The following is an 18,294-nucleotide window of genomic DNA, read 5'->3' as shown; positions in this document are numbered from 1 at the left end:
CGCAAGCCTCAGTCGAACTGCCGGAAATCCGGCTTGCGCTTCTCGAAGAACGCCTTGAACGCCTCACGTGCCTCCGGCGCGAGCAGCATCTTGCCGAAGTGCACCGCCTCCTCGGTCATCTGCGTTTGCAGCTCGCGGTGGGCCGCGCGCTTCATCAGCTGCTTCGTGACGCGCAACGACGAGGCGGGCAGCGCCGCCAGCCTCGCTGCTTGCGCCAACCCGAATGCGTCGACTTCGGCGGCCGGCAGCAGGCGGTTCACGAAGCCCATACGATGCGCTTCCCGCGCATCGAACGCCTCGCCGAGCAGAAGCTTCTCAGCCGCCGCCTGATAACCGGCGACGCGCTGCAACAGCAGACTCGAGGCCGCTTCCGGACACAGTCCTAGCTGCGAGAACGGTAGCGAGAAGGTCGCCGTGTCGGCGGCATAGACCAGATCGCAGTGCAGCAGCAGCGTCGTGCCGACGCCCACCGCCGCGCCCGCCACCGACGCCACCAGCGGCTTCTCCGCCGAGCTGATGGCACGCAGGAACTGGAACACGGGCGACTGTTCGCCCATCGGCGGCGACTTCATGAAGTCTTCCAGATCGTTGCCGGCGCTGAAAATGCCGGGGCTGCCGCGCAGCACGATCGCGCGCACGGCGGCATCGGTCTGCGCCTCGACCAGCGCGTCGGCCATCGTCTGGTACATCGCGGCCGTAATCGCGTTCTTCTTGTCCGGCCGGTTGAAGGCAATCGTCAGCACGCCGTCTGCGCGCTCGACCAGAATGTCCATCGTCATCTCCTGTTAGTGCTGCCCGGTGCTGCTCAATACTTCCTGCTGCTGAATGGAAAACGGTTCGCATGCCGCGGCGGCCTGCGAACCGTTCAGTGGTCTTGACGGGACCATCAGGGCTGGCTTACAGACGCTCGATGATGCCTGCCGCGCCCATCCCCGTGCCGACGCACATGGTGACCATGCCGTATTTGTAGTTGCGGCGGCGCAGGCCGTGCACCACCGTCGACGCACGAATCGCGCCCGTCGCGCCCAGCGGGTGGCCCAGGGCGATCGCGCCGCCCAGCGGATTGATCTTCGACGGATCCAGACCCAGGTCCTGAATCACCGCCAGCGACTGCGCAGCAAACGCCTCGTTGAGTTCGATCCAGTCCATGTCCTCGATCTTCAGACCCGCGGCCTTCAGCGCAGCCGGAATGGCTTCCTTCGGACCGATGCCCATGATTTCCGGCGGCACGCCGCGCACTGCAAAGCTGACGAAACGGGCGAGCGGCGTCAGGTTGAATTCCTTCAGCATCTTTTCCGACACGACGATCAGCGCGCCTGCGCCATCCGAGGTTTGCGAGCTGTTGCCGGCCGTCACCGAACCCTTATTGGCGAACACGGTGCGCAGTTTCGCCAGGCCTTCCATCGACGTATCCGCGCGCGGGCCTTCGTCGAGCTTCACTTCGCGGGTCTTGACCTTCACTTCGCCGCTGGCGAGATCGGGGAAACGCTCGGTGATCGTGTAGGCGGCGATTTCGTCGTTGAACTCGCCGGCCTGTTGAGCGGCGATTGCGCGACGATGCGATTCGACCGAGAACGCGTCTTGCGCTTCGCGGCTGATCTTCCAGCGCTCGGCGACCTTCTCCGCCGTCAGGCCCATGCCGTAGGCAATGCCGATGTCCTCATTGCGATCGAAGATGTGCGGCGACATTGACGGCTTGTTGCCCATCATCGGCACCATGCTCATTGATTCGCAGCCGCCTGCGATCATCGCGTCGGATTCGCCGACGCGGATGCGGTCAGCGGCCATCGCCAGCGCGGTCAGGCCGGATGCACAGAAGCGGTTCACCGTGACGCCGCCCACCGTGTTCGGCAGACCGGCCAGCAGCGCGCCCATGCGTGCGACGTTCAGACCTTGTTCCGCTTCCGGAATGGCACAGCCGACGATAGCGTCTTCGATCACCTTGGTATCGAGGCCCGGCACTTGCGCCACAGCGGACCTGATTGCGTGGACCAGCAGTTCGTCCGGGCGCGTGTTCTTGAACATGCCGCGCGGCGCCTTGCCGATGGGCGTGCGACTCGCGGCGACGATGTAGGCGTCTTGCAATTGCTTTGTCATTTAATGCTCCTTTGTCACGGTCGGCCGGCGTTCGCGCTTTAGCGCCTGCTCCGGCCCCATGCGGTTCATCGCGGTTGCGCCGCGCGTCAGTTACGCACCGGCTTACCGGTTTGCAGCATGCCCATGATCCGTTCCTGCGTCTTTTGCGTGCCGAGCAGATCGACGAACGCGCGACGCTCGAGTTGCAGCAGCCATTCTTCGTCCACGAGGCTGCCCGCTTCGACGTCGCCGCCGCACACCGCTTCCGCGATCCGGCCGGCGATCAGGAAGTCATGCTCGCTGATGAAACGGCCGTCGCGCATGTTGACGAGCGACGCCTTGATCGTCGCAATCGCCGAACGCCCTGCCACCGGCACCTGCGTCGCGCGCAGCGGCGGGCGGTAGCCCGCGGCGGCCAGCGCACGCGCTTCCTTCTTCGCGACGTCGAGCAGTTCGAACACGTTGAAGACGATCGTGTCGGACGGTTTCAGATAACCCATGGCGCGGGCGTCGAGTGCCGAGGCCGAAACCTTCGCCATTGCCGCGTTTTCGAACGATTTCTGCACGAACTTCAGCAGGTCGCTGGTCGCGCCCACTTGCATCGCCGCTTCCGCCCCGCGCAGCGCCGCTTCCTTCAGGCCACCGCCGGCGGGCACCAGACCCACACCCACTTCAACCAGACCCAGATAGCTTTCGATGTGCGCCACACGCTTCGCGCTATGCAGCGCCAGCTCGCAGCCGCCGCCGAGCGCGATGCCCGACACGGCGGCAATGACCGGCACGTTCGCATACTTCACGCGCAGCATGCCCTGCTGGAATTTCTTCACGAATGGCTCGATGCCCTTCGCGCCGCCCGTCATGAACGCGGGCAATGCTTCTTCGAGGTTCGCGCCCGCCGAGAACGGACCGCCCGGCGTGCCGAGCTTGAGCGACGTGGGCTGCCACACCACGAGACCCTTGTATTCCTTCTCGGCCAGTTCGATGGCCTGCGTGAGACCGTCGATCACCGACGGTCCAATCGTGTTCATCTTGCTCTTGAACGACACGATCAGGACGTCGTTCTCGCCGGCACGGTCGTCGACCCAGGCGCGCACTGCGTCCGTTTCGAACAGCGTCTTGCCGTAGGTTTTCGGATCGGCACCGGTCTCGCCGACGAGCGGCGCGCGGAACACCTGCTTCTCGTAGACGCTCAAGGACGAGCGCGGCACGAAAGTCTTCAATGCGGGCGACCACGAACCTTCGTTGCTGTGCACGCCGCCCTTCTCCGCAACCACGCCTTCCAGCACCCACGACGGCAGCGGCGCGTTCGACAGTGCCTTGCCTGCGGCGATGTCTTCCTGCACCCATTCGGCGACCTGCTTCCAGCCGGCCGTCTGCCAGCCCTCGAACGGGCCTTCGTTCCAGCCGAAGCCCCAGCGGATCGCGAGATCGACATCACGCGCGTTGTCCGCAATCGACTCCAGATGCACGCCGATGTAATGGAACACGTCGCGGAAGATCGACCACAGGAACTGCGCCTGCGGATGCTCCGATTCGCGCAGCAGTTTCAGACGCTCTGCCGGCGGACGCTTCAGGATGCGGCCCACCAGTTCGTCGGCCTTCGCGCCGCCGTCGACATACGTGCCCGTCTTCGGATCGAGCACCTTGATCGCCTTGCCTTCCTTCCTGTAGAAGCCGGCGCCGGTCTTCTGACCGAGCGCGCCCTGCTTCACGAGTTCGGCCAGCACCGCGGGCGTTTCGTAGACCGGGAAGAACGGATCGTCCTTCAGCGTGTCCTGCATTGTCTTGATGACGTGCGCCATGGTGTCGAGACCGACCACGTCAGCGGTGCGGAAGGTTGCCGACTTTGCACGCCCCAGGCGCGCACCCGTCAGGTCGTCCACTTCGTCGAAACGCAGACCGAATTTGGCAGCTTCGGTAATGACCGCGAGGATCGAGAAAATACCGACGCGGTTGGCGATGAAGTTCGGCGTGTCTTTGGCACGCACGACGCCCTTGCCGACCACGCTCGTCAGGAAGGATTCGAGTTGATCGAGAATTTCCGGACGCGTCGAAGCGGTCGGAATCAGTTCGACCAGATGCATGTAGCGCGGCGGATTGAAGAAGTGCACGCCGCAAAAGCGCGCCTTCAGCTCATCCGGGAAACCTTGCGACAGATCGGTAATGGACAGCCCCGACGTGTTGGTCGCGAAGATCGCGTTCGGCGCGATGTGCGGCGAAACCTTCTTGTACAGGTCGTGCTTCCAGTCCATCCGTTCGGCGATGGCTTCGATCACGAGATCGCACCCGGCGAGCTTCCCGATGTCATCGTCGTAATTGGCGGGCTGGATGTACTGCGCGTCGTCCTTCACGCCGAACGGCGCCGGCGACAGCTTCTTCAGATTCTCGATCGCCTTGAGTGCGATCGCGTTCTTGGGGCCTTCCTTGGCGGGCAGGTCGAACAGCAGCACGGGCACCTTGGCGTTGATCAGGTGCGCAGCGATCTGCGCGCCCATCACGCCGGCGCCGAGCACGGCTACCTTGCGAATGATCAGATTGCTCACGTCGTTCCTCCGGGGGAGTTATGCGGTGTCGCGAATTCGCGAATGATTGGCTGGGAGGAGCGCCATGTGGGCGACGCGCAGCTTGCACGAACGCACCCCCATGGCGCTTGCCGGAATGGCTTAGAACAGCGCTTCGTCGACTTCCATCAGCGACTTCGAACCGGCGCGGGCCTGGCGAATCGTCATGGCGGTTTCGGGCAGCAGCCTGGCGAAATAAAACCGCGCGGTGGCGAGCTTGGCCTTGTAGAACGGATCGCCGGACGCTTCCTTGTCCAGTGCGATGCGTGCCATACGCGCCCAGAAATACGAGAACACCAGATGACCGACGGTGCGCAGATACGGCACAGCCGCGGCGCCGACTTCGTCCGGGTTCTGCATCGCCTTCATGCCGATTTCCATGGTCAACTTCTGCACCTTGTCACCAATGTCGGCGAGCGGGTTCACAAATTCCTGCATTTCCGGCTTGATGCCTTCGGCTTCGACGAATTCCGTGACCAGCTGGCCGAACTTCTTCATCTTCGCGCCCATGTCGCCGAGAATCTTGCGGCCCAGCAGGTCGAGCGCCTGAATGGCGTTGGTCCCTTCGTAGATCATGTTGATACGCGCGTCGCGCACGTATTGCTCCATGCCCCACTCGGCGATGAAGCCGTGGCCGCCGTAGATCTGCATGGCGTGATTGGTACCTTCGAACGCGTTGTCCGAGAGGAACGCCTTGAGGATCGGCGTGAGCAGCGCGACCAGATCGGCGGCTTCCTTGCGCACCGCTTCGTCAGCGTGCGACAGTTCCTTGTCGATATGCAGCGCGGACCAGTACGAGAAAGCGCGGGCGCCTTCCGCATAGGCCTTCTGCGTCAGAAGCATACGGCGCACGTCCGGATGCACGATGATCGGATCAGCCGCTTTTTCCGGCGCCTTCGGACCCGTCAGCGAACGCATCTGCAGACGCTCTTTCGCGTACGTGAGCGAGTTCTGATACGCCACTTCCGTCAGACCCAGGCTCTGCATGCCGACGCCCAGACGCGCCGCATTCATCATCACGAACATGGCGTTCAGGCCTTTGTTCGGCTCACCGACCAGCCAGCCCCTGGCGTTGTCCAGGTTGATCACGCAGGTGGCGTTGCCGTGAATGCCCATCTTGTGTTCGATCGAGCCGCACTTCACGCCATTGCGCTCGCCCGGCTCGCCCGACGCGTTCGGCACGAATTTCGGCACGATGAACAGCGAAATGCCCTTGGTGCCTTTCGGCGCATCCGGCAGGCGCGCGAGCACCAGATGAACGATGTTCTCCGCGAGGTCGTGTTCGCCGCTGGAGATGAAAATCTTCGTGCCGCTGATGGCGTACGAGCCGTCGCTGGCCGGTTCGGCCTTGGTGCGCAGAATGCCCAGGTCCGTGCCGCAATGCGGCTCGGTCAGACACATCGTGCCGGTCCAGGTGCCGGACACCAGCTTCGGCAGATACGTCTGTTGCAGTTCCGGCGTGCCGTGCGCATGCAGGCACTCATAGGCGCCATGCGAGAGACCCGGGTACATGGTCCACGCCTGATTCGCCGAGTTCAGCATTTCATACAGCGCGTTGTTGACGAACGCAGGCAGGCCCTGGCCGCCGTACTCCGGATCGCAACCCAGGGCGGGCCAACCGGCTTCGACGTATTGTGCGTAGGCTTCCTTGAAGCCCTTCGGCGTGGTCACGACGCCGTCGCCGACGTACGTGCAGCCTTCCTGGTCGCCGCTGTGATTGAGCGGGAACAGCACTTCGGAGCAGAACTTGCCGGCTTCTTCGAGCACCGCGTTGATCGTGTCGGCATCGAGATCCGCGTGCTTCGGCATCTGCCTGATTTCGGCTTCGACGTTAAGCAGTTCGTGCAACACGAATTGCATGTCGCGCAACGGCGCGGCGTACTGTCCCATGACTCTCTCCAAAGTTTGACTGGAAGCCAGGCTGTCAGTCGAGTCCGTGAACGGGCTCTTTCAGCGCCGCAGAATCTCTTTGGATCGCGGCCCTGCTAACGGCTTTCGCTTTGATACGAAATAATCAGTTTTTCCAGCGCGGCCCACGTGAGGCGTACTGCATCCGGCAAGTGCAGGAAGCGTGCATCGTGATGCAGACCGAGCGTGAAGCTATACAGTTCGAACAGCATCAGCGCCGGATCCGTATCCGCACGCAGATGCCCTTCTTCCACCGCCTGCGAAATGGCCCGGGTAAGCGCGGCACGCCACATCGTCACGCTGGACACCAGCTGCTCGCGCACCTGGCTGTCCGCGCGGTCGTCGTACTCGACCGCACCGCTGATGTAGATGCACCCCGTCGTCACTTCCTGGATGCGCTTCTCGATCCAGCGCGAGATCATTGCGCGCAGCCGCGGCAACCCGCGCGGTTCGCGCAGACTCGGGAAGAACACCTCGTCTTCAAAACGACGGTGATATTCGCGCACCACTTCCACCTGCAAGTCTTCGCGCGACCCGAAGTGCGCAAACACCCCGCTCTTGCTCATCTGCATGCGCTCGGCCAGCAGTCCAATCGTCAGACCTTCGAGTCCGTCGCGGCTTGCGAGATCAAGTGCTGCTTCGAGAATTGCGGCTCGCGTCTGTTCGCCTTTTCGCATAGCTGTTTTACCGTTCTTGTGTGACCGAAAGAAAAGCGAACGGCCGTACTATTATTGAGTGCTGCCGTCCGCGAAACAAGGACTTTATTAGAAACCGGTTTCTAACCGGAGCAGTAATTTTGCGGCATCCGTCAATCGGACGAGGGAGATTTTTTAGAAGCGTTTGCCTTCCCGTGCGGCTTGCCACTCAGGGTTGCGTCAAGGCATGGCGCAAGCCGGGGGTTTGCCCTGGGCGCTCGGGCAGGCTAGTCGTAGCCGCCTACCGTCAGCAGCTTCATCACGGCGCGGTAGGTGGTATAGGCGAACCAGTTCAGCAGCCGCTCGCCAGCGGGGCGCGCTTCGTAGTGCGCCTCGTCGATGCCGCGCGATTCATTGAACGCCACGAGGATCGCCTCGCGCAGCGTATCGATCTGGCGGTCCTGCACCAGCACGACGTTCGCCTCGTTGTTCAGCATCAGGCTCAGCGCGTCTAGGTTCGACGAGCCTACGGTGCCCCAGTTCGAATCGACGACTGCGACCTTGCCGTGCAGCATGGTCTTCTCATACTCGGCGATCTTCACCCCGGCCTTCAGCAATGACCGGTACAAAAACGGCACGGCGTAGTCGAGCGCCGCGAACTCCTTGCGGCCTATGATCAGTCTCACATCGACGCCGCGGCGCGCCGCGAACGCCAGCGCACGCCGCAGCTTGCGCCCCGGCATGAAGTACGGATTGGCTAGCAGGACCTCCGAGTGCGCCTGGCCTATCGCGGTGAGATAAGCCTTCTCGATGGCGCGCCGGTTGATCAGGTTGTCGCGCGCGACGAAGGCCACCGCGGCCTCCCCGGCATGGCGGGGATCGGCGTTTCGGCTGCGGCGCTGTCTGAGCGCGTCGGGGCTCGCATCCTCATTGAACGACAGGTCGGGCTGCAGCGTGGCGACCGGGCGGTGCCCGAAGCGGACCCGGTGCCACTGCGTTTCGAACGCTTCACGCACGTCGGCGACCACCGGCCCTTGCAACTCCACCGTAAAGTCCCAGCGGCGATACGGCAGGCGCACGCCGTCGTTCTCGTAGTCGTCGACGATATTGATGCCGCCGCACCACGCAAAGCTGTCGTCGACCACCGCCAGCTTGCGATGGGTGCGCGAAAAGCCGAAGCGGCCGAACAGGTGCGGGTTGTAGATGCGATGCTCGACGCCGCGCGTGGGCCAGTCGTTGAAGAGGGGCAGGCGCGCGGTGCCGATGCCGTCGGTGATCACGCGCACGCGCACGCCGCGGGCGGCCGCGCGCAGCAATGCGGCGCTGACCGCCTGGCCCGCGCTGTCGTTGCAGAAGATGTAGGTTTCGAGGACCACGTCGTTCTGAGCCGCGTCGATGCGCGCAATCAGCGAGGCAAAGTACTCCTCGCCGGAGCAGAACAGCTTCACCTGATTGCCGGTCGTGAAGCGGTACTTCTGCCAGTAGCGGCGGCCGAACAGCGTGTGCCGGATGCGCGCGAAGCGTTGCGCGTGGCCGGTGCTCACCGGGCGCGCCCCTTCAGACGCGCCGGCAGTTGCAGGATGGCATCCGCGTTCGACGACGAGAAGCAGCGTTCGGCGGCTTCTTCGTAGGGCAACCAGAGATGGGCGGTGTGTTCGAGCGGGGCGAGCGTCACCTCGCAACGCGCCGGCACTTCGAGGCTGAACCAGTGCTCGGTATTTTGGGTGACGCCCTCGGCATAGCGATGCCGCCAGACCGGGTAGATCTCGTATTCGATCTGGTATTGCCAGTCGAACAATGCCGCGCGCGGCACCGCTTCGCTGCCGATCACGATGCCGGTTTCTTCGGCCACTTCGCGCGCGGCGGTGACGGCGAGCGGCTCGTCAGGCGTGTCTTTGGAGCCGGTCACCGACTGCCAGAAGCCCGCCCGGTCAGCGCGCTCGATGAGCAGCACATCGAGCCCCGGCGTGTGGATGACGACAAGAACGGATTCGGGAATCTTCGGCGGTTTCGGCATGGTGATAAGACGAGGCGCGGGCTTCGCGCGGTACATGTCGGTCGACGGGTTCTGCAATTGCGTCCGGATTGCTTCGACTGTAACGCAAAAAACGAAAAAGGCGCATGAGCGCCTTTTTCGTTTGCTACACCTGCTGCAGCCGCTGCAGCTCAGGCTGCCATCAGCGTTACGCCTTCGGTTCCGGCTGACGCAGACGGATGTGCAACTCGCGCAACTGGCGCTCGTCCACTTCGCTCGGTGCCTGCGTGAGCAGGTCCTGTGCGCGCTGCGTCTTCGGGAATGCGATTACGTCGCGGATCGAGTCGGCGCCGGCCATCATCGTGATGATGCGGTCCAGACCAAACGCGATACCGCCGTGCGGCGGCGCGCCGTATTGCAGCGCGTCGAGCAGGAAGCCGAACTTCGCACGGGCTTCCTCGGCGTTGATCTTCAATGCGCGGAACACCTTGCTCTGCACTTCTTCGCGATGGATACGCACCGAGCCGCCGCCGATTTCCCAGCCGTTCAGCACCATGTCGTATGCCTTGGCGAGGCAGCGCGCCGGATCCGTTTCCAGATACTCGAGGTGCTCGTCCTTCGGGCTCGTGAACGGATGGTGCGCCGCGACGTAGCGGTTTTCTTCCTCGTCATATTCGAACATCGGGAAGTCCACCACCCACAGCGGCTTCCAGCCGTTTTCGACGAGGCCGTTGGCCTTGCCGAATTCCGAATGACCGATTTTCAGACGCAGCGCGCCGAGACTGTCGTTCACCACCTTCGCGCGATCTGCCGCGAAGAAAATGATGTCTCCATCTTGCGCGCCGGTGCGCTCGATGATGGCCTTTACGGCTTCGTCATGCAGGTTCTTGACGATCGGGCTTTGCAGACCGTCACGACCCTTCGCGACTTCGTTGACCTTGATCCAGGCGAGGCCCTTCGCGCCGTAGATGCGCACGAATTCCGTATAGCTGTCGATATCGCCACGCGACAGTTCGCTGCCCTTCGGCACGCGCAGAGCGGCAACGCGGCCGTCCTTGGTATTTGCCGGCGTGCTGAACACCTTGAAGTCGACGTCCTTGACCGCATCCGTCAGGTCGGTGAATTCGAGCTTCACGCGCAGGTCCGGCTTGTCCGAACCGAAACGGCGCATGGCTTCCGCGTACTCCATCACCGTGAACTTCTCGTCCAGTTCGACTCCGATCGTCACCTTGAAGACGTGACGGATCATGGCTTCGAACAGGTCGCGAATTTCCTGCTCGGAGAGGAACGAGGTTTCACAGTCGATCTGCGTGAACTCCGGCTGGCGGTCGGCGCGCAGGTCTTCGTCACGGAAGCACTTCACGATCTGGTAGTAGCGGTCGAAGTTCGCCACCATCAGCAGTTGCTTGAACAGCTGCGGCGATTGCGGCAGCGCGAAGAACTGGCCCGGGTTGGTACGCGACGGCACGAGATAGTCGCGTGCGCCTTCCGGCGTGCTCTTCGTGAGCATCGGCGTTTCGATGTCGATAAAGCCTTGCGCGTCCAGGTACTTGCGCACTTCGATTGCGACACGGTAACGCAGCCGCAGGTTGTGCTGCATCTGCGGACGGCGCAGGTCGAGCACGCGGTGCGTAAGCCGCGTGGTTTCCGACAGGTTGTCGTCGTCGAGCTGGAACGGCGGCGTGACCGACGCGTTCAGCACGTTCAGTTCATGGCACAGCACTTCGATCTTGCCGCTCTTCAGGCCGGCGTTGGTCGTGCCTTCCGGACGGTTGCGCACGACACCCTTGATTTGCACGCAGAACTCGTTGCGCACGCCTTCGGCGGTCTTGAACATCTCCGCCCGATCCGGGTCGCACACGACCTGAACGAGGCCTTCGCGATCGCGCAGGTCGACGAAGATAACGCCGCCGTGGTCACGGCGGCGGCTCACCCAGCCGCACAGCGACACGGTTTGGCCCAACAACGCTTCGGTCACCAGACCGCAGTATTCAGATCGCATCGACATGATGTTTGTCTTTCGTTATGCATTAGTTGAACGGCGCGCGTGCTCATGAAACTGAAACAATGCGCGCCGGCATTACATTGGCGGCTCGATGGTGGAGCGCCGCACCGGCGCCGGCGGCGCGGACGGCGCCACCACGCCCATCGAGACAATGTACTTGAGCGCGGCGTCGACTGTCATATCGAGTTCGACCACTTCGCTCCTCGGCACCATCAGGAAGAAGCCGGACGTCGGGTTCGGCGTGGTCGGCACGTACACGCTGACGTGATCTTCCTTCAGGTGATTGACCACGTCGCCGCCCGGAATCCCGGTCAAAAACGCAATCGTATAGGAACCCCGGCGCGGATACTCGATCAGCAGGGCTTTGCGAAACGCATTGCCGCTACTGGAGAGCAAGGTGTCCGAGACCTGCTTGACGCTGGTGTAGATCGGCCCCACCACCGGGATATGGCCGACGAGGAGCTCCCACCACTTCACGAGCTTTTGCCCGACGAAGTTCTGCGTGAGCAACCCGACGATAAAGATGAACGCCAGCGTCAGCACCGCGCCGAGTCCCGGCAGGCGGAAACCGAGCGCCCGCTCCGGCTGCCACGATTCGGGCAGCAACAGCAGCGTCTGATCCATCGTGCCGATGATCAGACCGAGCACCCACAGCGTGATGGCCAACGGCACCAGCACCAGCAGGCCAGTCAGAAACACCGATTTGAGCGTCGCTTTTTTCGTCGTCATGTGTATCGCCAGAAAGCCGACCCGGCCAAGCCGGATGCGGCGAGTGTGCCGCCGCGAAGGCGTACGCCTCGCTATGCGCTACCGGAGCTGCTGGTCGTGGTGGACGCCGCGGCAGGAGCGGCCGGAGCAGCGGCCGTGCTCGGGGCGCTGCTGGCCGCGCTGTCCGACGAACCCGCGGCAGCAGCGCCGTCGGTCTGCGCCGGCGCATCTGCATTGCCACCGGCCGGAGCCGGCGCGGACTTCGCCGTGTTGCCGCCACGGAAATCCGTCACGTACCAGCCCGAACCTTTCAACTGAAACCCGGCTGCGGTCACCTGTTTGCGAAAAGCGTCTTTTCCGCACTCAGGACAGTTCGTCAACGGGGCGTCGCTCATCTTCTGAAGCACGTCCTTCCCGAAGCCGCATGACTCGCAGCGATAAGCGTAGATCGGCATGATCTTTTCCCTACAGTAATCTGATAAACGCTTGCAAAGCCTTGAATTATAGCCGCAAACAATCCCCCACCCCCGGTTTTCGGGGGCGAACGGCCGGCGCGGCCGCCTGCGTCGAGATCGGGGCGACGCGCGCGGAAACAAGTTCACCTGTGTGCCGGCCCGCCCTGCGCTAGGTCCGGCGACGCCATGTGAGCCAGCGCTCGCGCCCGGCGAACACCGCAATCGAATCGCTGACCGGCTCGTCTTCGACAAGCTCGAAGTACGGACTGAGCAAGGCGTCGAGCTCGGCGCGCTCGATCCCGAACGGCGGCCCCTTCGGCGTCGTGCCGATGAAAAAGAACCCGGCCAGCAACGCGCCCGGCGCCGCCAGCTCGGCCATGCGCTGCGCGTAATCGCCCCGCCGCGCGACAGGCAGTGCGCAGAGAAATGCGCGCTCGTAAATCCATCCGGCCAGGAAAGGCGGCTGCCAGGCGAAGAAATCGGCCTGTTGCACCACCGCCGCGTACTCGCCCAGTTGCGTGCGTGCGGTCGCAACGGCTGCCGGCGAGAAATCGATGGCCTGCACCCGGCGTTCCTCACGCGCAAGCCACAGGGCCTCCCACGCGCTGCCGCAGCCGGGGATCAGCACCGCCGCATCCGCGTGCCGCGCGGCGAACGCCAGAAACGCCGCCGGCACGCCGGCCTGATCCCAGGGTGTGAAGCCACGCTCGAAGCGTTCGTCCCAGAAACCGGGCGAATCGGGATCGCGGTTGGCGAAATCTGCGCCGGGCGGGTTAGCCGGGTCCGCCGGTTGAGTCGGGTCGCTCATGAATCACCTCCGCTTATCCGCCGTAGGCAAACACCAGCCAGGCGCGCGCCAGCACGGCCCCTACGCCGACCGCCACGCCGAACAGCAACAAGCCCTGCAGCAGCCGGTTGGTGCGCTTCTGTTCCAGCAGGATCTGGCGAATCATGTCGTCATTCGGACCGCGCTGGGTATCGTGGTGATGAGCAAGCGCGTGGTGGATCAGCCGCGGTAATTGCGGCAGCGTCTTGCTCCACTGCGGCGCCTCGATCTTTAGCCGCTCGAACCAGCCACGCAGGCCGATTTGCTCGTTCATCCAGCGCTCGAGGTACGGCTTGGCGGTCTTCCACAGATCCAGTTCCGGATCCAGCGAACGGCCCAGTCCTTCGACGTTCAGCATGGTCTTTTGCAGCAGCACGAGTTGCGGCTGAATCTCCACGTTGAAGCGGCGCGACGTGGAGAACAGGCGCATGAGCACCTGGCCCAGTGAAATGTCTTTCAGCGCGCGGTCGAAGTACGGCTCACAGACGGCGCGAATCGCGCTCTCCAGTTCCTCGACGCGCGTGGTGGGCGGCACCCAGCCCGATTCGAGGTGAAGCGTCGCGACCCGATGATAGTCGCGCTTGAAGAAGGCGAGGAAGTTCTGCGCGAGATAGTTTTTGTCGAAGTCCGACAACGCGCCGATGATGCCGAAATCCAGCGCGATATAGCGTCCGAAGTGCGCCGGATCCAGACTCACCTGGATGTTGCCGGGATGCATGTCGGCGTGGAAAAAGCCGTCGCGGAACACCTGCGTAAAGAAGATCTCGACGCCTTCGCGCGCCAGCTTCGGAATGTCCACGCCCGCGGCGCGCAGCGTCTCCACCTGGCTGATCGGCACGCCGACCATGCGCTCCATCACGAGCACCGTGGGCGTGCAAAACTCCCAATACATTTCCGGCACGAGCAACAGATCGAGCCCGACAAAATTGCGCCGCAACTGGCTGCCGTTGGCGGCTTCGCGCATCAGGTCCAGTTCGTCGTGCAGATATTTGTCGAATTCCGCGACCACCTCGCGCGGCTTCAGGCGCTTGCCGTCGGCCCACAGACGCTCGGCCCAGACGGCGATATCGCGCAGAAGTGCGAGGTCGGAGTCGATGACCGGCAGCATGTTCGGCCGCAGCACCTTCACGGCGACCGCCTTGCCCGCGTGCTGCCCCGCCTTCACCTTGGCGAAGTGCACCTGGGCAATCGAGGCACTGGCCACCGGGATTCGCTCGAACTCGTCGAACAGCACATCGACGGGGGCGCCCAGCGATTTTTCGACGAGTCCGATCGCCACCGCCGAATCGAACGGGGGCACCTGGTCCTGCAGCTTGGCGAGTTCGTTGGCGATATCCACAGGCAGCAGGTCGCGCCGGGTGGACAGAACCTGACCGAACTTGACGAAGATCGGGCCGAGGCTTTCGAGCGCGAGGCGCAGCCGCACGCCCGGCGGCTGGTCGAACTTGCGGCCAATGGTGGTGATACGCAACAGCAAACGCACGCGCCGGTCATTGATGCGACCCAGCATCATCTCGTCGAGACCGAAGCGGATAACCGTAAAGAAGATTTTGAGGAAACGCAGAAAACGCATGGTTGGGCCCGATGACTAGCGCGTGCCGCGCGACGTGGCGGCGCCGCCCGGCGCATGTGCGCCGCGGGCTTCGACCTTCTGTTCAAGGCGCTCGAGGCGCTTTTCGACCCGCGCGAGCGTGTCACGTGTACGGGCGAGTTCGGCATTGAATTCGTCAAGCGCGACGCGACGCACCAGTTGCGGATTTTCATCCAGCAGGTATTCGGCCACCGAGTCGAGCAGATTACGTCCGGTTCGCCTCGCATGCTCGCCCACTGAGCGGGCGAGTGTGGCAACTCGCCACGCCGGGCCGTCGCCGATCAGCCGCGACAGGTCCTCCTCCGGCTCCCAGCGCAGATGCTCGGCGAGTTTGGCGATCACCGTGGCAAACTCCGCGTCGCCCTCGATCTTCACATGCTTCATCACCGCGGCCTGACCGCCCTGCACGAAGGCCGGCAGCGCGTCCGACGGCACCGCGACGGTCACGTCGAAGGCATGCGCGGCGGCTTCGTCAACCGCGGTCAGATAGCCGTCGGGCTGCACCAGCAACGACAGAACCACGGGTGGACAGGCTAGCCGGGCAGTCTTGCCGGCATACGGGGCGAGGCGCTCGCGTGCCCACGATTCGCGGGCAAGCAGATGATTGACGGCAGCAGCGAAGGGCTTGGCGGCAAGGGTCATTGATGGTGGCAAGAAAAAACCCGCGCAGGCGATGTGCCTGCGCGGGTTCCTATTGTAACGTCCGTTCGCTGCGCGGCTGACTCAGCCAGACAGCCATTGCGCAAGACGAACTTCAGTGCGCAGGGTGGGCGCTGTCGACCTGCTGGATCCCCGCAAGCAACCAGCCCTCGCCCGGACGGGTGGCCTTCGACAGATTCCAGATTTCCGCGAAAGGCTCGGCCGGCGCGCCCGACGATTCGCGGATCAGGCCGGAGAAGCGCACGCTCGCCAGATATTCGCTGCCGCGGTCCTCGACGCCGAGGAGCTCGGCGTTCAATTGCACCACGTCGGTCAGGTTCGACTCGCCGCCGCGTGAATCCAGATCCACCTTCACCTCAGCAAACATTTCCGGCGTGGTGAATTCGCGGATGTCTTCCATGTTGCCGACATCCCACGCAGCCTGCAGGCGCACGAAATACACTTTCGCGTTGCGCAGGAAGGCTGCCGAATCGAAATTGGCCGGGACCGCTGGGGTCGTGTTGATGGCCGGCGTGCTCAACGGGCTGCCTTGCGAATCGAGGGTCGAACCGGACGGCGGCGCCGTGAAGCTCGGCTCCTGCGAATAGTCCGTGCGGGCCGAGTTCAGGCCAGCCGAACTGCCGCTCACACCGCCCGCATACGCTGGCGCCGCAGCGTCACGCTTGCGGCCCATGAAGCGGCGGATCAGCCAGATTGCCAGGAACGCGATGGCGGCGATCACCAGCATATTGGCCATGGCACCGGCGAACGCCTCGCCCATCCCGAAGTGCGACAGCAGCGCGGCAATACCGAGACCGGCGGCGAGACCCGCGATCGGTCCGAGCCAGCGCGAGCGCGCGGGCGCGGCGGCCGGCACAGGCGCAGGTTGCGCACGCTGCGGCTGAGCGGCTTGCTGGGTGGGTTGCGCGGGTTGCGCAGGCGGCGTGGTTTGACGCTGCATGGTGGTGGACTGCTGGCGGCCGATGCTGCGGCCTCCGCCCATGCGGCGCGCTTCGGCGTCGAGCGAGGCGATGGTGGTCAATGCAATCAGACCGACCATCGCAGCCAGTCCGATTCTCCTCGCCAACGACCCCGAATTCTTACGGGTAGATAACAAACGCGAATCGGACATTTTGCACTTTCCTTTAAAAAACGATGGGTTAGGGACCCTAGTATTTGGTCCCCACATGTAAAGCTACCACGCCAGCTGACAGATTGTAATATTTGACGGCGTCGAGGCCTGCTTGTTCCATCATTGTTTTTAAAGTTTCCTGGTCCGGATGCATCCGGATGGATTCGGCCAGATAACGATAGCTCTCCGCGTCTTTCGCAAAGCGGTCGCCCAGCCACGGCAGCACCTTGAACGAATATACGTCGTATACCTTCTTAAGCGGATCCCACACTTTCGAGAACTCGAGCACCAGCAGGCGGCCGGCGGGTTTCAGCACGCGGCGCATTTCGGCCAGAGCGATATCCTTGTGAGTCATGTTGCGCAGCCCGAAAGCCACCGTCACCACGTCGAAGTAGTTGTCCGGAAAGGGGATCTTCTCCGCGTCGCACAGCAGCGCCGGCGTGATGATGCCCTTGTCCAGCAGGCGGTCGCGGCCCACGCGCAGCATCGATTCGTTGATGTCGGTGTGCCAGACCTCGCCGCTCGGGCCTGCCTTCTTTGCGAACTCCCTGGACAGATCGCCCGTACCGCCCGCGATATCCAGCACCTTGAAGCCCGGCCGCACGTTCGCCTGGGCGATCGTGAAGATTTTCCAGGCCCGGTGCAACCCGCCCGACATCAGGTCGTTCATCAGGTCGTAGTTGGCGGCGACGGAGTGGAACACGCCCGCCACCTTCTGCGCTTTTTCCTGTTCGTCGACCGTCTGAAAGCCGAAGTGGGTTTTGCTCATCGCGTTCGTCCTTTCGCGTATTCTCAAATGTTGCGCCGCATCACCGCGGCGGTCAGGCCGAATCGTATCAGTGACAATGACCGTGTGCTGCACCACTTGCAGCCATCGGGGCGTCCCGGTCCACACCCGCCGCTGAAAGTTTGTCGAGATACTCGCGCCAGAGTTCATCCTGGCGGGTCGCGATGTCGTACAGCAGATCCCAGGAATAGAGACCGGTGGAGTGGCCGTCCGAGAAGGTCGGCTGCAGCGCATAGTTGCCGACGCCCTCGAGCGAGGTGATCGTCACCTCACGCTTGCCGGTTTGCAGCGTCTCCTGCCCCGGGCCGTGGCCACGCACTTCCGCCGAAGGCGAATACACGCGCAGCAGTTCGAACGGCACACGGAACGATTCGCCGTTTGCGTATTGCAGTTCGAGTACATGCGATTTGGCATGCACGACCACCCCGGTCGGCACCGGTGTGTCGGGAGTCAGTCCACTCATGATGACCTCGTAAGAAAAACGCCGGGCCGGCCCAGCTTCCTGGCGCCCTGGCGCGCAGCGGCAGGTTCAGGGGCGCTCAGCCAAGCGCCTGTTCGATTTCGTGCCGCACCGCCTCGCGCAACAACGTAGCCTGCGCGCGGCGCGACGACAGCAGCGCCTCCGACACCGTACGCTGACGCGGCGCCCACACGGGCAGCGGGAAATGCGCGTCGTTCGAATAACGCGGAATGACGTGCCAGTGCACATGTGGCACCTGGTTGCCGAGGCTCGCCAGGTTCACCTTGACCGGTTGCAGGATGCGCCGGATCGCGCGCTCGACTGCATTCACGGCACGCATCACGCGGTCGCGATCCGCGTCGGCCAGGTCCGAGAATTCGGCGACGTGCCTGTTCCATATCACCCGGCAGAACCCCGGGTAATCATGTTCGTCGGCAAGAACGACACGCAGCGAATCGTCTTGCCACAGCACATCGCCGCCATCTTCACGGCAAAATACACAGTCCATCGTCGTCCTCGAGCGAAAACAGTCAGTC

17 protein-coding genes are annotated in these 18,294 nt (G+C 63.4%); all 17 read right to left on the bottom strand.

All coding sequences use genetic code 11. From position 1 onward, the window contains the following. Positions 1–8: 8 nt before the first annotated feature. Positions 9–779: an enoyl-CoA hydratase gene (locus VGH41_RS25005; protein WP_331600345.1), complete on the bottom strand. Its 771-nt coding sequence runs from the start codon at positions 777–779 to the stop codon at positions 9–11. 118 nt (positions 780–897) lie between these two features. After that, the gene (locus VGH41_RS25000; protein ID WP_331600344.1) at positions 898–2,097 is read right to left on the bottom strand and encodes an acetyl-CoA C-acyltransferase; all 1,200 of its coding nucleotides are present in this window, start codon (positions 2,095–2,097) and stop codon (positions 898–900) included. Between the two features lie 86 nt (positions 2,098–2,183). Then, on the bottom strand, positions 2,184–4,619 hold the full coding sequence (locus tag VGH41_RS24995) for a 3-hydroxyacyl-CoA dehydrogenase/enoyl-CoA hydratase family protein (RefSeq protein ID WP_331600343.1): 2,436 nt from the start codon (positions 4,617–4,619) through the stop codon (positions 2,184–2,186). Positions 4,620–4,739: 120 nt separating this feature from the next. Beyond that, a complete protein-coding gene (locus VGH41_RS24990) occupies positions 4,740–6,527 on the bottom strand; it encodes an acyl-CoA dehydrogenase C-terminal domain-containing protein (protein WP_331600342.1) in 1,788 nt (595 codons plus the stop codon). Between the two features lie 95 nt (positions 6,528–6,622). Beyond that, positions 6,623–7,222, bottom strand: coding sequence for a TetR/AcrR family transcriptional regulator (locus VGH41_RS24985; RefSeq protein WP_331600341.1), 600 nt, complete (start codon positions 7,220–7,222; stop codon positions 6,623–6,625). A 245-nt stretch (positions 7,223–7,467) separates the two neighbouring features. Further along, the gene (clsB, locus tag VGH41_RS24980) at positions 7,468–8,724 is read right to left on the bottom strand and encodes a cardiolipin synthase ClsB (RefSeq protein ID WP_414696712.1); all 1,257 of its coding nucleotides are present in this window, start codon (positions 8,722–8,724) and stop codon (positions 7,468–7,470) included. Beyond that, the gene (gene nudB / locus VGH41_RS24975) at positions 8,721–9,197 is read right to left on the bottom strand and encodes a dihydroneopterin triphosphate diphosphatase (protein ID WP_331600340.1); all 477 of its coding nucleotides are present in this window, start codon (positions 9,195–9,197) and stop codon (positions 8,721–8,723) included. The genes clsB and nudB overlap by 4 nt, the downstream gene beginning before the upstream one ends. A 166-nt stretch (positions 9,198–9,363) precedes the next feature. After that, entirely contained in the window at positions 9,364–11,163 is a 1,800-nt protein-coding gene (gene aspS / locus VGH41_RS24970) for an aspartate--tRNA ligase (protein ID WP_331600339.1), read from the bottom strand. A gap of 72 nt (positions 11,164–11,235) precedes the next feature. Continuing rightward, entirely contained in the window at positions 11,236–11,889 is a 654-nt protein-coding gene (locus VGH41_RS24965) for a DUF502 domain-containing protein (RefSeq protein WP_331600338.1), read from the bottom strand. Between the two features lie 71 nt (positions 11,890–11,960). Then, complete coding sequence (locus tag VGH41_RS24960) at positions 11,961–12,323, bottom strand: FmdB family zinc ribbon protein (protein WP_331600337.1); 363 nt, start codon at positions 12,321–12,323, stop codon at positions 11,961–11,963. A gap of 169 nt (positions 12,324–12,492) precedes the next feature. Further along, positions 12,493–13,131: a thiopurine S-methyltransferase gene (locus VGH41_RS24955; protein ID WP_331600336.1), complete on the bottom strand. Its 639-nt coding sequence runs from the start codon at positions 13,129–13,131 to the stop codon at positions 12,493–12,495. Positions 13,132–13,144: 13 nt separating this feature from the next. Continuing rightward, positions 13,145–14,722: a ubiquinone biosynthesis regulatory protein kinase UbiB gene (gene ubiB / locus VGH41_RS24950; protein WP_331600335.1), complete on the bottom strand. Its 1,578-nt coding sequence runs from the start codon at positions 14,720–14,722 to the stop codon at positions 13,145–13,147. Between the two features lie 15 nt (positions 14,723–14,737). Then, positions 14,738–15,382, bottom strand: coding sequence for a ubiquinone biosynthesis accessory factor UbiJ (locus tag VGH41_RS24945; protein ID WP_331600334.1), 645 nt, complete (start codon positions 15,380–15,382; stop codon positions 14,738–14,740). 112 nt (positions 15,383–15,494) lie between these two features. After that, on the bottom strand, positions 15,495–16,511 hold the full coding sequence (locus VGH41_RS24940) for a Tim44-like domain-containing protein (protein WP_331600333.1): 1,017 nt from the start codon (positions 16,509–16,511) through the stop codon (positions 15,495–15,497). 37 nt (positions 16,512–16,548) lie between these two features. Further along, positions 16,549–17,280 carry a bifunctional demethylmenaquinone methyltransferase/2-methoxy-6-polyprenyl-1,4-benzoquinol methylase UbiE gene (gene ubiE / locus VGH41_RS24935; protein ID WP_331600361.1) on the bottom strand — a complete coding sequence of 244 codons (732 nt, stop codon included), beginning with the start codon at positions 17,278–17,280 and terminating at the stop codon, positions 16,549–16,551. A gap of 67 nt (positions 17,281–17,347) precedes the next feature. Beyond that, positions 17,348–17,761 carry a DUF971 domain-containing protein gene (locus VGH41_RS24930; RefSeq protein WP_331600332.1) on the bottom strand — a complete coding sequence of 138 codons (414 nt, stop codon included), beginning with the start codon at positions 17,759–17,761 and terminating at the stop codon, positions 17,348–17,350. A 76-nt stretch (positions 17,762–17,837) separates the two neighbouring features. Then, positions 17,838–18,266 carry an HIT family protein gene (locus VGH41_RS24925; protein ID WP_331600331.1) on the bottom strand — a complete coding sequence of 143 codons (429 nt, stop codon included), beginning with the start codon at positions 18,264–18,266 and terminating at the stop codon, positions 17,838–17,840. Positions 18,267–18,294: the final 28 nt, after the last annotated feature.

Origin of the sequence: Paraburkholderia sp., assembly GCF_036488795.1 — a bacterium.
GTDB lineage: Bacteria > Pseudomonadota > Gammaproteobacteria > Burkholderiales > Burkholderiaceae > Paraburkholderia.
The sequence above is the reverse complement of the archived record's forward strand: the minus strand, read 5'-3'. Positions and strand labels throughout refer to the sequence as shown.

Excerpts from the sequence above, each read along its gene's own strand:
- VGH41_RS25005 (WP_331600345.1), bottom strand. The coding sequence starts at position 779 with ATGACGATGGACATTCTGGTCGAGCGCGCAGACGGCGTGCTGACGATT.
- VGH41_RS25000 (WP_331600344.1), bottom strand. The coding sequence starts at position 2,097 with ATGACAAAGCAATTGCAAGACGCCTACATCGTCGCCGCGAGTCGCACG.
- VGH41_RS24990 (WP_331600342.1), bottom strand. The coding sequence starts at position 6,527 with ATGGGACAGTACGCCGCGCCGTTGCGCGACATGCAATTCGTGTTGCAC.
- VGH41_RS24985 (WP_331600341.1), bottom strand. The coding sequence starts at position 7,222 with ATGCGAAAAGGCGAACAGACGCGAGCCGCAATTCTCGAAGCAGCACTT.
- nudB (WP_331600340.1), bottom strand. The coding sequence starts at position 9,197 with ATGCCGAAACCGCCGAAGATTCCCGAATCCGTTCTTGTCGTCATCCAC.
- aspS (WP_331600339.1), bottom strand. The coding sequence starts at position 11,163 with ATGTCGATGCGATCTGAATACTGCGGTCTGGTGACCGAAGCGTTGTTG.
- VGH41_RS24965 (WP_331600338.1), bottom strand. The coding sequence starts at position 11,889 with ATGACGACGAAAAAAGCGACGCTCAAATCGGTGTTTCTGACTGGCCTG.
- VGH41_RS24960 (WP_331600337.1), bottom strand. The coding sequence starts at position 12,323 with ATGCCGATCTACGCTTATCGCTGCGAGTCATGCGGCTTCGGGAAGGAC.
- VGH41_RS24955 (WP_331600336.1), bottom strand. The coding sequence starts at position 13,131 with ATGAGCGACCCGACTCAACCGGCGGACCCGGCTAACCCGCCCGGCGCA.
- ubiB (WP_331600335.1), bottom strand. The coding sequence starts at position 14,722 with ATGCGTTTTCTGCGTTTCCTCAAAATCTTCTTTACGGTTATCCGCTTC.
- VGH41_RS24945 (WP_331600334.1), bottom strand. The coding sequence starts at position 15,382 with ATGACCCTTGCCGCCAAGCCCTTCGCTGCTGCCGTCAATCATCTGCTT.
- VGH41_RS24940 (WP_331600333.1), bottom strand. The coding sequence starts at position 16,511 with ATGTCCGATTCGCGTTTGTTATCTACCCGTAAGAATTCGGGGTCGTTG.
- ubiE (WP_331600361.1), bottom strand. The coding sequence starts at position 17,280 with ATGAGCAAAACCCACTTCGGCTTTCAGACGGTCGACGAACAGGAAAAA.
- VGH41_RS24930 (WP_331600332.1), bottom strand. The coding sequence starts at position 17,761 with ATGAGTGGACTGACTCCCGACACACCGGTGCCGACCGGGGTGGTCGTG.
- VGH41_RS24925 (WP_331600331.1), bottom strand. The coding sequence starts at position 18,266 with ATGGACTGTGTATTTTGCCGTGAAGATGGCGGCGATGTGCTGTGGCAA.